Annotated in this window: 12 protein-coding genes; 3 read left to right on the top strand and 9 right to left on the bottom strand. The window is 68.5% G+C overall.

Translation table 11 applies throughout. The annotated features are described in order from the left end of the window. The first annotated feature begins 353 nt into the window (after window positions 1-353). Window positions 354-476, top strand: coding sequence for a hypothetical protein (locus tag ACFVRO_RS12975; protein ID WP_386952925.1), 123 nt, complete (start codon window positions 354-356; stop codon window positions 474-476). A 215-nt stretch (window positions 477-691) separates the two neighbouring features. On the opposite strand, the gene ACFVRO_RS12970 is transcribed toward ACFVRO_RS12975, so the two are convergent. The 6 genes from ACFVRO_RS12970 to ACFVRO_RS12945 form a co-directional block, all read right to left on the bottom strand. Beyond that, window positions 692-1,486, bottom strand: coding sequence for a tyrosine-protein phosphatase (locus ACFVRO_RS12970; RefSeq protein ID WP_386952921.1), 795 nt, complete (start codon window positions 1,484-1,486; stop codon window positions 692-694). Further along, window positions 1,483-2,883, bottom strand: coding sequence for a hypothetical protein (locus ACFVRO_RS12965; protein ID WP_386952918.1), 1,401 nt, complete (start codon window positions 2,881-2,883; stop codon window positions 1,483-1,485). Before ACFVRO_RS12965 ends, ACFVRO_RS12970 begins: the two co-directional genes overlap by 4 nt. A gap of 75 nt (window positions 2,884-2,958) precedes the next feature. Then, window positions 2,959-3,960 carry a DUF1214 domain-containing protein gene (locus ACFVRO_RS12960; RefSeq protein WP_386952915.1) on the bottom strand — a complete coding sequence of 334 codons (1,002 nt, stop codon included), beginning with the start codon at window positions 3,958-3,960 and terminating at the stop codon, window positions 2,959-2,961. After that, window positions 3,957-4,331, bottom strand: coding sequence for a PLDc N-terminal domain-containing protein (locus ACFVRO_RS12955; protein WP_223586547.1), 375 nt, complete (start codon window positions 4,329-4,331; stop codon window positions 3,957-3,959). The genes ACFVRO_RS12960 and ACFVRO_RS12955 overlap by 4 nt, the downstream gene beginning before the upstream one ends. A 61-nt stretch (window positions 4,332-4,392) precedes the next feature. Then, entirely contained in the window at window positions 4,393-5,070 is a 678-nt protein-coding gene (locus tag ACFVRO_RS12950) for a GAP family protein (protein ID WP_386952912.1), read from the bottom strand. Between the two features lie 2 nt (window positions 5,071-5,072). Then, window positions 5,073-6,749 carry a SulP family inorganic anion transporter gene (locus tag ACFVRO_RS12945; RefSeq protein ID WP_386952909.1) on the bottom strand — a complete coding sequence of 559 codons (1,677 nt, stop codon included), beginning with the start codon at window positions 6,747-6,749 and terminating at the stop codon, window positions 5,073-5,075. A 104-nt stretch (window positions 6,750-6,853) separates the two neighbouring features. Here ACFVRO_RS12945 and ACFVRO_RS12940 point away from each other — a divergent pair, with 104 nt between their 5' ends. Together ACFVRO_RS12940 and ACFVRO_RS12935 are read left to right on the top strand one after the other, a co-directional pair. Further along, window positions 6,854-8,329, top strand: a complete 1,476-nt coding sequence (locus ACFVRO_RS12940; RefSeq protein WP_386952906.1) for a LuxR C-terminal-related transcriptional regulator — start codon at window positions 6,854-6,856, stop codon at window positions 8,327-8,329. Between the two features lie 201 nt (window positions 8,330-8,530). Beyond that, complete coding sequence (locus ACFVRO_RS12935) at window positions 8,531-10,027, top strand: Ig-like domain-containing protein (protein WP_386952903.1); 1,497 nt, start codon at window positions 8,531-8,533, stop codon at window positions 10,025-10,027. 104 nt (window positions 10,028-10,131) lie between these two features. Here the strand turns inward: ACFVRO_RS12935 and ACFVRO_RS12930 are convergent, their stop codons facing one another. From ACFVRO_RS12930 to ACFVRO_RS12920, 3 genes are read right to left on the bottom strand one after another with little or no spacing between them, the layout of a single operon-like run. Next, the gene (locus ACFVRO_RS12930) at window positions 10,132-10,611 is read right to left on the bottom strand and encodes a YbaK/EbsC family protein (RefSeq protein WP_386952900.1); all 480 of its coding nucleotides are present in this window, start codon (window positions 10,609-10,611) and stop codon (window positions 10,132-10,134) included. Between the two features lie 49 nt (window positions 10,612-10,660). Continuing rightward, window positions 10,661-11,887 carry an MFS transporter gene (locus ACFVRO_RS12925; RefSeq protein WP_386952898.1) on the bottom strand — a complete coding sequence of 409 codons (1,227 nt, stop codon included), beginning with the start codon at window positions 11,885-11,887 and terminating at the stop codon, window positions 10,661-10,663. Continuing rightward, entirely contained in the window at window positions 11,884-12,321 is a 438-nt protein-coding gene (locus ACFVRO_RS12920; protein ID WP_386952895.1) for a MarR family winged helix-turn-helix transcriptional regulator, read from the bottom strand. The genes ACFVRO_RS12925 and ACFVRO_RS12920 overlap by 4 nt, the downstream gene beginning before the upstream one ends. Window positions 12,322-12,338 lie beyond the last annotated feature (17 nt).

Here is a 12,338-nt window from a genome sequence, read left to right as displayed (position 1 = left end):
GGCACTCTCCTCATGGTCGTTGACAAGCCGAAGGCCAGGCCCTGACATCTTGCGACAGGACCAAGACGTGAGAGGTTGGGCAGCTGACCGCGCTCGACCGTGCGTTGCAAATGTCGCGATTAGACTCATCCTGGCGCATGAATGGGCGCGCCGTTCCGTGCATGGTGCCGAGTAAGACCAGGAGGCTCGCGATGGTGGACCAAGATCAGTGGTGCAACGCGCTTTACTTCCCACGCGGGCGCAAGCCGCTCGGTGGGGTGTTCTGCCGTCTCGCGCGGGGGCACGCCGGTGATCACTGGTGCGAGCAAGAAGACGAGATGTAGACCTGGGCACACACGAGCAAGGGGACTGGCATGGACCGAGCAGAACTACAGGCCGCGATCGATGAGCTGATGCGTCAGTACGACGAAGGCGAGATCGACGGCGATACCTACTCGCAGCGGGTGATGGAACTTACGCGTTCGGTTCGCGAATAGAACCTGCTGGCCTCGCCCACAGACTGGATTCAGTCAGGTTGCGTCTGGGAACACGAGCAATCACGTTGGAATCCCCGATGGACGAACAGTGGGTTCAGGGTTCAAGTCCCTGGGGGTGCACGGATAAGCCTCGGAGACTCTCGCCAGTCTCCGAGGCTTTTCTGCGTCCGTGACGGCGCACTCCACGTGTCGGCTTTCGCACGGGAGCGCGCGGCTCAGGTGAGCAGCACCGAGAGCGCGTGAATCTCCTCGTCGGTCAGCCCCAACCCCTCCGCCGCATAGGTGCGCATACCGCCGAAGCGCTCATCGACCTCCGCGAAGGCCGCGGCGAGGTAGCTCTCGCGCACACCGAGGACGGGAAGGAGCACGTCGCGCTCCACACCGTGTGCCTCCGCCTGCTGCAGCAGCGGTTCCAGGGCGGGCAGGAGGTCGGTGTTGGTCTGAAGGTAGTCGTCGTACACGTCGTCGATGTCGGCGCCGAGAAGCGAGAGCACTGACGCCGCCGCCCACCCGGTACGGTCCTTGCCGGTGGTGCAGTGGAACAGGGCCGCACCCTGACGGTCGCCGTCGATCAGGCTCAGGAAGAACGAGCGGTAGGCGCTCACGGCCGACGGCATCCGGACCAGGTCGCGATAGGTCTCCTCGAACAGCTCCTCACCGCGGCCGTTCGCGAGAGTCGACGCGAAGGCTCCCGGATCGGCGGCGAGCTCTGCGAGGCCCGCGGCCACGCTGGTCGGGCTGCCGGCGAGCACGTCCAGGTTCCGGCCCATCGTGCCGGCCGGGAGGTTGTCCGGCGATGCGGCGGCCTCGTCCGCTGTGCGCAGGTCGTACACCGTGCGCACATCGGCCGTGGCGAACCAGTGCTGGTCGATATCGGTCAGCGAGGAGAGCGTCGCCGACCGATACAGGAGACCGCGCTTCACGGTCCCGTTCTCGGTGGGGATCCCACCGAGATCGCGCAGGTTCGGCGCGCTGGCGAGGGGGATCGTGCGGTCGTGGGTGTCATTCATGCTCTTATCTCCTTCGAGAGGTCTTCGCTGGTGGATGGTGCTGATCGCGTCGGGACGGGTGCCGGACGCGAGAGGAGCTCGAGGACCGCGAGCGCGCCGATGCCGACGAGAGCGGTGCTCACGATCATCCCAGGCGTGAGTGGCCGCATGAGCAGGATGAACGCGGCGCAGGAGGCGCCGATGAGGATCCGAAGCGGTCTCTTGCCGCGCTCCACGCGCTCCCCGAAGACTCCTGTGGTGAAGCCGTGCGCTTCCGCACTGGTCCTGATCGCGGTGATCGCGCGGCGCGCGTGCTGTCTTAGACCGAGAGCCCAGCGCGACGGACCGGCGAGGAGCGCGATCACCAGCACGGCGGCGGAGAGGGTGCCCAGCGCGAGAGTCATGCTCGTGACGAATCCGAGGACCTCGCTGTAGACGGCCAGCGCCGCGTCGTGCGGGACGGCGGAGGCGACGGCCAGCGCGAACACGTTCCGCCCGGCGTCGACGCCGACCCCCAGCAGCAGCATCATCACCAGGACGGCTCCGGATGCCCACGCCGCCCCGCGCGCCCGACTGCGAGCCGACAGCACGCCCGCGACGAGGGCGATCAGCATGAGCCAGGGCACCCAGACGCCGATCGCGACGACGAGCTGGTAGACGGCGAGATAGAGGCCGACGGAATCGCCCTCGGCGATCACGATCGACCGGGAGATCGTCGGAATACGGTCGGCGAGGGGGAAACCATCGGCGATGAGCTCGTCCTTCACCGCCTGGATGATCGGCTCGAGTTGCAGTTCGACCTGACCGGCGCCGATCGTGATCGCCGCGTCCTCCCTGCCCGTGGCCGTGTTCACCAGCTGCCGATGCGTGAGCTCCAGCGCGTCGACCCAGATCGCCGCGAAGGCGTCCGACGTGATGAAGCCCGTCACCGTCGTCTCCATCAGGGATCGGATGCCGGACACGGCAGGAGCCTGCAGAAGCGCCAGCGCTTCCTGGGCCCTCGGCCCGACGTCGAGATCCTGGAGACCGGCGAAGAGGTCGTCCGCGATGCGATCGAAGTCGATCTGGGATTCGATCGCAGCGATGACCTGGTCGGCGACGAAGCCCTGCACGGCCGGATCCTTCGCCAGCGGTGCGAACGTGTCGACGAAGTAGGCGGTGTCGGTGAGCTGTCTGTGCGCCCAGGTCGAGACCACGGCGACGGGGGACAACAGCACGCCGACTGCGATCAGCGTGGCCGCCAGGAGCGTCCGGCCCCAGCGACGCGGTGGTCTGGTGTGCGGAACAGCCTCGGCAGTCTTCTCCGAATCGGTGGTGCTCCCCTCGCGCTCCTGATCGAGCGCGCGGGTGAGTTCGGCGTTGGCCGCGGTGAGTCGCGCGAGCTCCTCTGCGAGCTCTTCGGCTGTCTTCTGGACCATTCTTTGAGTCCTTACGGGGGATGGGGGAGAAGAGGAGGGAAGACGGGTGGGGGCGCGACCGCCCCCACCCGTCTTCTAGAGAACCTCCGGACGGGGCGCGACCCAGGAGCCGTCGAGGACGGACGGTCGCGGACGATACAGGCGCAGCACGTAGTTCCAGCCGGGCATGATCGGCAGGGCGTTCGCGACGCCGTCCAGTCGTACGCCGAAGCGCACGGTCACGCCGCCGTCGGCATCCGGAATCGCCGTGAGGCTGTTGATGCTGTTGACTCCGAGGGCGTTCTCCTCGAAGAAGCCCGCCGCGTTGTAGAGGGACACCGACCAGAACGCGTCGACGGGGACATCGGCGAGGCGGAGCCGGTACTCGTCGACGGGGAGGTTCTCGTCGACGCTGATGTAGGTGGCCTCGTACTCGGGGAGCCCGCCCCAGCCGGATGCCGTGCCGAGCAGGTGCATGATCGGATCCACCTCTTCCACCGTGCCGAAGGAGTGGTCGTACTTGCTGACGCCGCGCGCGAGGTCGAGGATCGCGGCGCGCGTCGCGGTGTGCGATTCCTGATCGTAGACCGGCATCGGGAACGGTCCGGTGCCGCCTCCGACGATGCGGAGGGCGTCCTGCAGACGGTTCACCGTGGCGAGATCCTCGTCGTCCGCAGGGTCCACGAGGATGCGCACGATGATGCCCGCGTAGTCCGTGCCGACGAGTTCGCGGGTCAGCACGTGCTCACCGGGGTCGCGGAGGATGGCCTGGCCGTAGTGGTCCTGATTGATCACGAACACGGAGATGTACCGACCACGGGTGTTCGGGATCGTGATCGTCACGCCATCCCGGACGTCCACGATCGAACTGCTGTACAGGGTGTCGCGATTCTGGCGGATGATCGGCTGATCGTCGAGCGGCTTCAGCTGGTACGTGTGATTCCACACGCCGAGGCCCGAGCCTGCATCCAGCCGCGAGAACATGAGATCGGTCTCCGCCCTGGCGAAGTTCAGGACGTTGACCTCGATGGGGGACGTCTTGCGCGCGCCGGACGAGGGGCCCGCCGTGCCGGTGCCGACACCGGAGGCCGCGCTCATGCCAGCGCCTTCGACTTCAGTAGGGCGAACTCGTCCTGGGTGATCGTGCCGGCCTGCAGGAGCGCCGAAGCGGCGGCGATCTCGTCGCTGGGGCTCTTTCCGGCGAGCTCTCGGAGTGAGGCCCGTGCGGAGTCCTCGGCGTCCGCTGCCGCCCGCTGTCCGCGCTCGGCCATGCCCCCTCCGCGGGCGATGAGGTAGACCAGGGCGGTGAGGAAGGGCAGGAAGATCAGGAAGACGATCCACACCGCCTTCCACCAGCCGTTGAGCGCGCGGTCCCGGAACAGGTCGGTGATGATCGCGAACAGGGCGAACAGGTAGCTGATGAAGACGACGGCCCAGAGCATCCAGCTGAGGATTTCCCAGAAGTACATGTGTGATTCCCTTTTTCGGTGAGGATCAGGCGCGCAGGTCGCGGCCCGACGGATGGATGAGTCAGAGCGAGCCGAGGCCCTTGCCGATCATGAGCACGCCGATGACGACGAGCAGCACGGTCGTGATCACCGCGTTCTCCCGCGCGAGCCACTCGCGGAGCGCCTCCATGGGCGCGCGGAGGCGCTCTGCGGCCAGGAGGTAGGCGACGACCGGGATGAGCACCGTGGAGACCGCGCAGAGCACGAACACCGCAGTCGCGATCGCGGCGGATGCCGAGGAGAGGCCGGCGCCGCCGATGAGCATTCCCGCGCTGGCGGCGATCAGCAGGTTCTTCGGACGGGGGATCGAGAGCAGCAGGCCGAGCCCCAGGGCGCGCGCGAAGGTGAAGGAATCGATCGCCGACATCCACGTCGGCAGCGCGGGCTCTGCGCCGGGCTCCGGCCGCCTGCGCCACTGCACGACGGCGAGGAGGAGCAGGAGCGCCGCGAGCACGAACTGGATGACCGCCCGTATTGGGTCCGGTCCATCGGAGCCGGTCTTCGGGGGCAGTGCGCCCGCCACCAGCACGAAGACGGTCACGGGCACCACGATGCCGATGCCCCACCCCAGGAGGAAGCCGATCCCCGTGCGTCGGGCATTCGGCGAGAGCAGCGTGAGGATGACGGCGACGATCGTGAGCGGACTGATGGCGATGGCGAGAGTGAGGGGCAGTATCTCCCCGATGACGGTGGCGAGCATGGTCAGGACCTTTCCGTGGTGGTGGGGCCATGGTCGACGCCGGTCAGCGCGCTCACCGCCGCACGGTTCGTCGAGTAGACGGGGTCGTCGTCGCCGATGATCCCGAAGCGGCTGAGGCGAGGACGTGCGCCGACGCGGGTGCGACTGAACGCGAGAACGATCTCCCTGTCCCGCAACCACGTGCGGAGCCCATCGAAGGCGTGCGCCGCCGTCACGTCGACATCGGTGATGCCCTCCATATCCACGACGAGGCTGTGCACCTGCTCGGAGCCCGCGGCCTCGACGGCTCTCTCGACGGCCTGTGCGAAGACCGTGCCGTTGGCGAAGAACAGGGGAGCGGACATCCGCACGACGATCACCCCGTCTGCGGTGAGGACACCGGTCGGCGCCTCGTCCAGCAGGGACGCACCGGGGTCGTCGTTCTCGGCGAGCACATCGATCGCGGGGTTCGCGGCGCGACGGACGAGGTTCACCAGGGCCAGTACGAAGGCGACCACGATCCCGGCGATGGCCCCCACCAGCACGGTGACCAGGAGGCACACGGCCGCGATCCAGAACTCGAAGCGCGACAGGCGCCAGAGCCCGCGGAACTCCGAGACGCCGAGCAGCGGGACCACGGCGACGCCGACGATCGCCCCGATCGCGGGCGAGGGGATCTCCGCGAGCAGAGCCGTGCCGAAGAGGAGCAGGAGGACGGTGCCGGCGGCCAGGACGAGAGAGGGGAGCTGGGTCCGCGATCCGGCCTGATCCATCGCCGCCGTCCGGCTCGTGGATGCGCCGACGGAGAAGGAGCCGCTCGCGCCCGCGGCGACGTTCGCCACCCCGAACGCCAGAACGTCGCGGTTCGGACGTGTCGGATGGCGATGCCGCTCCCCGTAGGAGCGGGAGACGAGCAGCCCCTCCGTCGTCGCCACGGCCGTGAGGGCGAGGGCCGAAGGAACGAGAGCGATCCACTGATGCCAGTCGAGCACCGGCCAGGTGAGCACCGGCGGTCCAGAGGGCACGGAGCCGAGGACCGCGACACCGGCATCACCGGCGTGCGTGAGAGCGACGACCGCCGTGGCGACCACGAGCACCACCAGGGCCCAGGGGACGATCGGGAGGACCTTTCGCCCTAGGAGGAGCACGACCACGGCGGATGCCGAGATCAGGATCGACCAGGCGTTCGCGCCGAGGAGACCGGTGACGAGTGTCACGCACTTCTCCGCGAACTCGGCGCCGGAGTCGATGTGGATGCCGAGCATCTTCGCGACCTGGGAGACGAGCACGTCGAGGGCGAGGCCCGCGATGAATCCGACGAGGATGGGCGTGGAGAGGAAGTTCGCGAGAAAGCCCAGCTTGAACGCGGACATCGCGAGGAAGAGCACCCCGCAGATGATCGCCTGCGCGAGCGCCATCGCCGCATAGCCCTGTGACCCGGCCGCCGCGAGTCCGCCGATGGAGGATGCGACCAGCGCCGCCGCCGAGGCATCGGGCGAGGCCACGAGCTGACGCGACGAGGTGACGATCGCCCACACGATCGTCGGAAGCACGAGCGCGTACAGGCCGGCGACCGGGGGCAGACCGGCGATCTGCGCGTAGCCGATGTTGATCGGGATGGAGATCGCGATCAGGGTGACTCCGGCGAGCAGCTCTCGGCCGAGGTTCCGGCGACTCAGGCCGGGGAGCAGACGGTTCATCGCTGCCAGCCTGGCGTGCGGATGGCGGCTGCGGCCGGCGTCTCATCCTCAGCGGATGAGACGCCGGCCCGCTCCGATATTCCGGACGCCGCTATCGTGGAGGCATGATCGAGGCGATTCGCGAGGAACTGGCGCTCGCGGACCCCGAGGCGGCTCGGAGCATCCTGCGCAAGAACTGGCTGCGGTTGATCATCGAGTCCCATTCCGCAGAGCTCGAGCAGCTCTGCGTGGATCACCAGGACCCGCACGACCCGCACATCCTCCTCATCAGAGCCTGCTGCCGCGACCTCGCCGGCGACTCGTACGGGGCGGAGTACCTGCGCGGTCAGGGCCTGCGCGTCGCTCAGGACGACTTCGTCGCGTGCTTCACCGACCTCCTGCTCGCTCCGGACGCCGCAGCCAAGGCCGCCGTCGCCGATCGTGCCCACGTCGCGCTCGCCGAATGCGGTGCGGGCGACGACTATCCGTCGGCGCTGTTCCTGCTCGGGTGGACCGAGGTCAGGCTCCGCAGGGACTTCGCCAGGGCCATCGCGCTCCTGCGCTCCGCCGCCGACGAGGCTCGTCTGCGGAACCGGCCGGAGACCCGTCGGCTCGCCCAGTCCAACCTGGCGTTCGCACTCACTCAGGCCGGGCTGTTCTCGGATGCCGAGAGGGTGCTCGATGCGGTCCCGCCGTCGGAGCACCCGTCCGACTGGGATCGCTTCGAAGGGGGTCTCCCCGAGACGAATCGCGGATGCATCGCCTACTGGCGCGGCGACTTCGAACGGGCGATCGTGCTCTTCGAGTCGGTCATCGTCGAGGAGAGCCCCGGCAACAACTTCGAGGCGCTGGCGCGCCTGTACTACGTGATGAGCCTCGTGGCGACGAAGCGCGAGGACCGCTATCACACGGCGACGGGCCTCCTCAGGGGGATCAGCAAGGCCGACAAACACGGCATCCCCTGGGACACCCTCCGTCGCGTGGTCTCGGCCTGGCTCGCGCACGCAGAGGGGCAGGACGAACGCGCCCGCGCTCTCTCGGCGCCCGTGCTCACGCGGACCGGCGCCGCCGTCGCCCACGCTCTTCTCGCCGAGCTGTATCGGGTGATGGGTGAGCCGGTGATGTCGAGTCAGGCCTTCCGACTCGCCGCTGCCGCGGGGATGCCCCGGTACGCGAGGGTGAGCACGCTGGTGACCTCCGCCGCACTCCACTCCGTCGCCGGGCGCGGCTCCCATGCCCACGAGCAGCTCGAGCGAGCACTGGAGACCGCCGCGTCCGAGAACGTCTTCGCGCCATTCCTGGCGGACGACCCGGTGATCGCCGACCTTCTCAGCGCCCATGCCCATTGGGGATCGAGCGAGCAGTCCTTCCTGCTCGCCGTGTTCGAGAGGCGTGGAGCGCACGCGGCCGCGCTCGCCGGGATCCTCACGGACCGCGAGCGAGAGGTGCTGGCATTCCTGCGCACCACGATGACCGCCGAGGAGATCGCCGCGCGCCTCGGAGTCGCCTACCCCACGGTGAAGTCCCACATCCGCGCGATCTACCGGAAGTTCGGGGTCTCCACGCGACGTGCTGCGGTGCTCGTCTCCGAAGGGCGCTAGCCGCGGTCCGTCCAGGACCCTCCGCGGCGGTTTCAGCGCGCGTTCGTGAAGGGCCGTCGGGCGGGCTTCACCGGCAGAAATGCCTGATCTGCACCAGATGCTGGTATTCCGCGTAACGGATCGCACCTTCTGCGGTCTACTTACATATGGGGACCTTCGCGTGGGGACGCGAGGGAGCAACGGTGACTGGAGGACAACACCATGCTCAGCAACAGAAAGCGCTTCGGCGTGCGCGCCGCGATCGGCGCTCTCATCGCTCTCGGGGCGACGATCGGGCTTGCAATCGCGCCCGCGTCTGCCGCGGAGTACGACTACCCGGCGGCGATCGACCCTGCGTCGATCACGGTGACCACGGTCGACGGCACCGGCGGGGTCAACGTCGGCGAGCAGATCAGGATCGACGCGGCCTGGTCCGTGCCAGACGGCGCCGCCGCAGGACAGACGTTCGGGTTCACGCTTCCGGAGGAGTTCGCCGGCTTCAACGGCACGTTCTCCATCCCGTCGAAGGATGATCCGAGTCAGACCGTCGCGAACTGCACCGTGTCATCCGACGCGGCGCCTGTCGTGACCTGCACGCTGACCGACTACGTCACCGGGCGCACCGGCATCGAAGGAACGCTCTGGTTCGTCGCGAAGGCCGACAAGGCCACGACCGACACCACGGTCGACTTCGTGGTCGACGGCAAGATCACACCCGTCGACATTCCCGGAGGCGGCATCATCCCGGGCAAGCCGCTGCCGGGGACTCCGGCGAAGTGGTCGTCGCTGACCGATGACGGGAAGATCGCGTGGGTGGTCGCGATTCCCGGTTCGGCCTTCGCTGACGCCGGCAAGATCACCGTCGACGACGAGCTCACCCCGGCTGGTGCTGGTACCGCGGAGCACCACAACGTCGACGGCGTGCTCACGGTGTGGGGCACGGACGAGACGAACACCAAGCCCTTCACCGTGCCGGGATGGACGGGGGAGTGGAACGCCACGGGTACGGCGTTCCATCTCGAGATCCCGGGTCCCATCGATGCGACCAAGTACTACATGGTCAAGTACACGACGGAGCCGACCAACCCGGTGGAGGGCGCGACCTACGCGAACACCGCCACGGTCAACGGCATCACCGTGCACGACAACCAGGTGTGGACGACCGCGGGTGGCGGCGCCGGAACGGGCAAGGAGACCGGCACCTTCACGCTCGTCAAGGCAGTGGCCGGAGACGGCGCCGGAAAGGTGCCCGCAGATGCGGCGTACACCGTGACGTATTCGTACGGCGACCCCGTCGTGACGAAGACGATCACGCTCGTTCCGGGCACCCCGGTGCAGAGCATCGCGCTTCCCCTCGGTACGGTCGTGACGCTCGAGGAGGCGGCTCCTCCTGTCGTGGACGGTGTCGTGTGGAGCACGCCCGTGTTCGGCGGCACCGGAGTGCGCGTACTCGACGGAGGGAAGGCGCAGCTCACCATCGGGGAGGGCGCTGCGGCGTCGATCACCCTGACCAACACGGCGACCACAACGCCGCCGGTGACTCCGCCCACCCCGGCGACGCCGGAGAAGCCCGCGCCGCCGAAGGAGCTGCCGCTGACCGGCTCGCTCGCATCGACGGGTTCGGACGTGCCGACGCCGCTTCTCCTGGCAGGCGCTGCGGCCCTGCTGCTCGGTCTTGCGATGACGACGGGTGCGACTCTGCGCCGTCGACGTCGTTGAGGTGCGCGGCCCGTTCCCCATCGCCGAGATCGAGCGGGGAACGGGCCGTCGTGCACCTCGTCACGGGGATGACGGTGGTGGTTCCGACCGCAGCGTAGTTCCGCTCAGACGACGGAGATCACCTTTCCACCGGTGAGAGCCTTCAGCGTGTCGAAGGTGAGGGGCATCACGGTGTGCGGGTGGCCGGCGGCCGCCCAGATCTCGCCGTGATCCTCCAGGTCGACGTCGATGTAGGTGCGCAGGGGCGCGGGGTGTCCGACAGGAGCGACGCCGCCGATAGCCTGCCCGGTGGACTCCCGGACGACAGCGGCGGGAGCCATCACGACCTCCTGCGCTCCGACGTTCCGAGCGAGGGCTGTCGGGTCGACGCGATGACCACCACTCGTCATGACGAGGATCGGCGCACCGTCGGCGAGAAAGACGAGGCTGTTCGCGATCGCGGCGACGTCGCATCCGATCGCCGCCGCGGCTTCTGCGGCCGTGCGTGCGGAGTCGGGGAGTACACGGATGACGGTGTCGACACCGGCATCCTCGAGGTGACGGAGCACGAGCCTGCTGCGTTCAGGGAGGTCGAGGGCGGTCATCGCCCCACCGTATCGAACGCGGCAGGCTCGTGTTTCGGGCGGCGACGTGCTACGCGGCGTCCCCGAGGAGGATCGCCTCCGCGTCCTCGGCGGCACCGCCTTCAGACTCGTCGTCGATGTGCGCGAGAGCCTTTCGACCGAGGAGGATCGTGAGCGCCGCGACGAGCACGGACACGGCGGCGAAGAGGTACGGGACCGTCGCGTTGAACGCGTGCCACAGTGCCGCGGCGATCGGCGGAGCCATGGCTCCACCGAGGAACCGCACCGCCGAGTACGCCGAGGACGCCACGGAGCGCGGCAGGTCGGTCGCCTCCATCACGGCCTCGGTGAGCACGGTGTTCATGACGCCGAGCAGCAGTCCGCCCACGATGATGCACACGACCAGGGCGGTGGCGGAGGCCACCAGCAGACCGGCCGCGATCAGATCCAGAGCCAGCAGCGGCAGCACCACGAGGATGATGTGCGTGCGCTTCATGCGGCGCATCAGAAGCGGAGCGACCCAGACGCTCGTGACCGCGAGTGCGACGCCCCACCCGAAGAATGTGAAACCGATCCCCATGGCGCCGAACCCGAGGGGGAACGGCGAGAACGCCAGGAGCACGAAGAAGCCGATGTTGTAGAAGAGGGCCGCGACGGCGAGGACGGCGAGTGCGGGCTGGCGGAGCGCTGTGAAGGGGGCGGAGAAGGGCACGGGTTCGCGCTTCTCGCTCGGACCCCGCAGCAGCGCGAGGATGGCGACGAAGGCGATGGCCATCAGCACGACGACGCCGAAGAACGGGGCGCGCCAGCTCTGCTCTCCGAGGAGCCCGCCCAGGAGCGGGCCGATGGCGATGCCGAGTCCGAGGGCGGCCTCATACAGCACGATCGCCGCTCCGCTGCCTCCGGAGGCGGCGCCGACGATCGTCGCGAGCGCGGTCGAGATGAAGAGGGCGTTGCCGAGGCCCCAGCCGGCGCGGAAGCCGATCACGGCATCGACACTGCCGCTGAGGGCGCACAGGAGCGCGAACACCACGATGAGCGCGAGGCCGATCAGGAGCGTCTTCTTCGCGCCGATGCGGCTCGAGATCCAGCTCGTGACCAGCATCGCGATGCCCGTGACCGCGAGGTAGCTCGTGAAGAGCAGCTCGGTCTGCACCGGGGTCGCCTCGAGCGATTCGGCGATGGCGGGGAGGATCGGGTCGACGAGGCCGATGCCCATGAAGGCGACGACACACGCGAAGGCGACGGCCCAGACCTGTGCGGGCTGCTTCCACACGGATGGTGCGGCGGTGTTCAACGTACTGCTCCTGTCGGTTCGGTGGCGGTGTGCGCGGCGAGGATCTCCGCGGCGCGGGTCAGGGCGGCCCAGTCCTCGTCGACGAGATCGGCGAAGCGGGGGGCGAGCGTGTCGCGGAACTCCTCGCGCCAGGCGCTCAGCGCCCGGGAGCCCTGAGGGGTGATGTCGACGACGATCGCTCGGGAATCCTCCGGATCGGGGGAGCGGAGCACGAGTCCTTCTCGCTGCAGGCCTCCGATGAGGCGGGTCATCCCCGGCTGCGTGGTGCGTGACGCCGCCGCGAGCTCCCCGACCCGGCGAGAGCCGTTCTGATCGAGGAGACTGAGCACGCGCCACTGCGCCGCCGGGGCGTCGTTTCCGGCATCCTGTGCGGCGATTCTGCCCAGGGCGTACCCGGAGAGGACGAGGGAGGGGATGACATCCGCGCGTTGCATACCAAGGAGTATATACC

Origin of the sequence: Microbacterium sp. NPDC057944 (assembly GCF_042887445.1) — a bacterium.
GTDB lineage: Bacteria > Actinomycetota > Actinomycetes > Actinomycetales > Microbacteriaceae > Microbacterium > Microbacterium natoriense.
The sequence above is the reverse complement of the archived record's forward strand: the minus strand, read 5'-3'. Positions and strand labels throughout refer to the sequence as shown.

Coding starts and splice junctions, on each gene's coding strand:
- ACFVRO_RS12955 (WP_223586547.1), bottom strand. CDS start 4,331: ATGTACTTCTGGGAAATCCTCAGCTGGATGCTCTGGGCCGTCGTCTTC.
- ACFVRO_RS12975 (WP_386952925.1), top strand. CDS start 354: ATGGACCGAGCAGAACTACAGGCCGCGATCGATGAGCTGATGCGTCAG.
- ACFVRO_RS12965 (WP_386952918.1), bottom strand. CDS start 2,883: ATGGTCCAGAAGACAGCCGAAGAGCTCGCAGAGGAGCTCGCGCGACTC.
- ACFVRO_RS12970 (WP_386952921.1), bottom strand. CDS start 1,486: ATGAATGACACCCACGACCGCACGATCCCCCTCGCCAGCGCGCCGAAC.
- ACFVRO_RS12935 (WP_386952903.1), top strand. CDS start 8,531: ATGCTCAGCAACAGAAAGCGCTTCGGCGTGCGCGCCGCGATCGGCGCT.
- ACFVRO_RS12960 (WP_386952915.1), bottom strand. CDS start 3,960: ATGAGCGCGGCCTCCGGTGTCGGCACCGGCACGGCGGGCCCCTCGTCC.
- ACFVRO_RS12940 (WP_386952906.1), top strand. CDS start 6,854: ATGATCGAGGCGATTCGCGAGGAACTGGCGCTCGCGGACCCCGAGGCG.
- ACFVRO_RS12930 (WP_386952900.1), bottom strand. CDS start 10,611: ATGACCGCCCTCGACCTCCCTGAACGCAGCAGGCTCGTGCTCCGTCAC.
- ACFVRO_RS12945 (WP_386952909.1), bottom strand. CDS start 6,749: ATGAACCGTCTGCTCCCCGGCCTGAGTCGCCGGAACCTCGGCCGAGAG.
- ACFVRO_RS12950 (WP_386952912.1), bottom strand. CDS start 5,070: ATGCTCGCCACCGTCATCGGGGAGATACTGCCCCTCACTCTCGCCATC.
- ACFVRO_RS12920 (WP_386952895.1), bottom strand. CDS start 12,321: ATGCAACGCGCGGATGTCATCCCCTCCCTCGTCCTCTCCGGGTACGCC.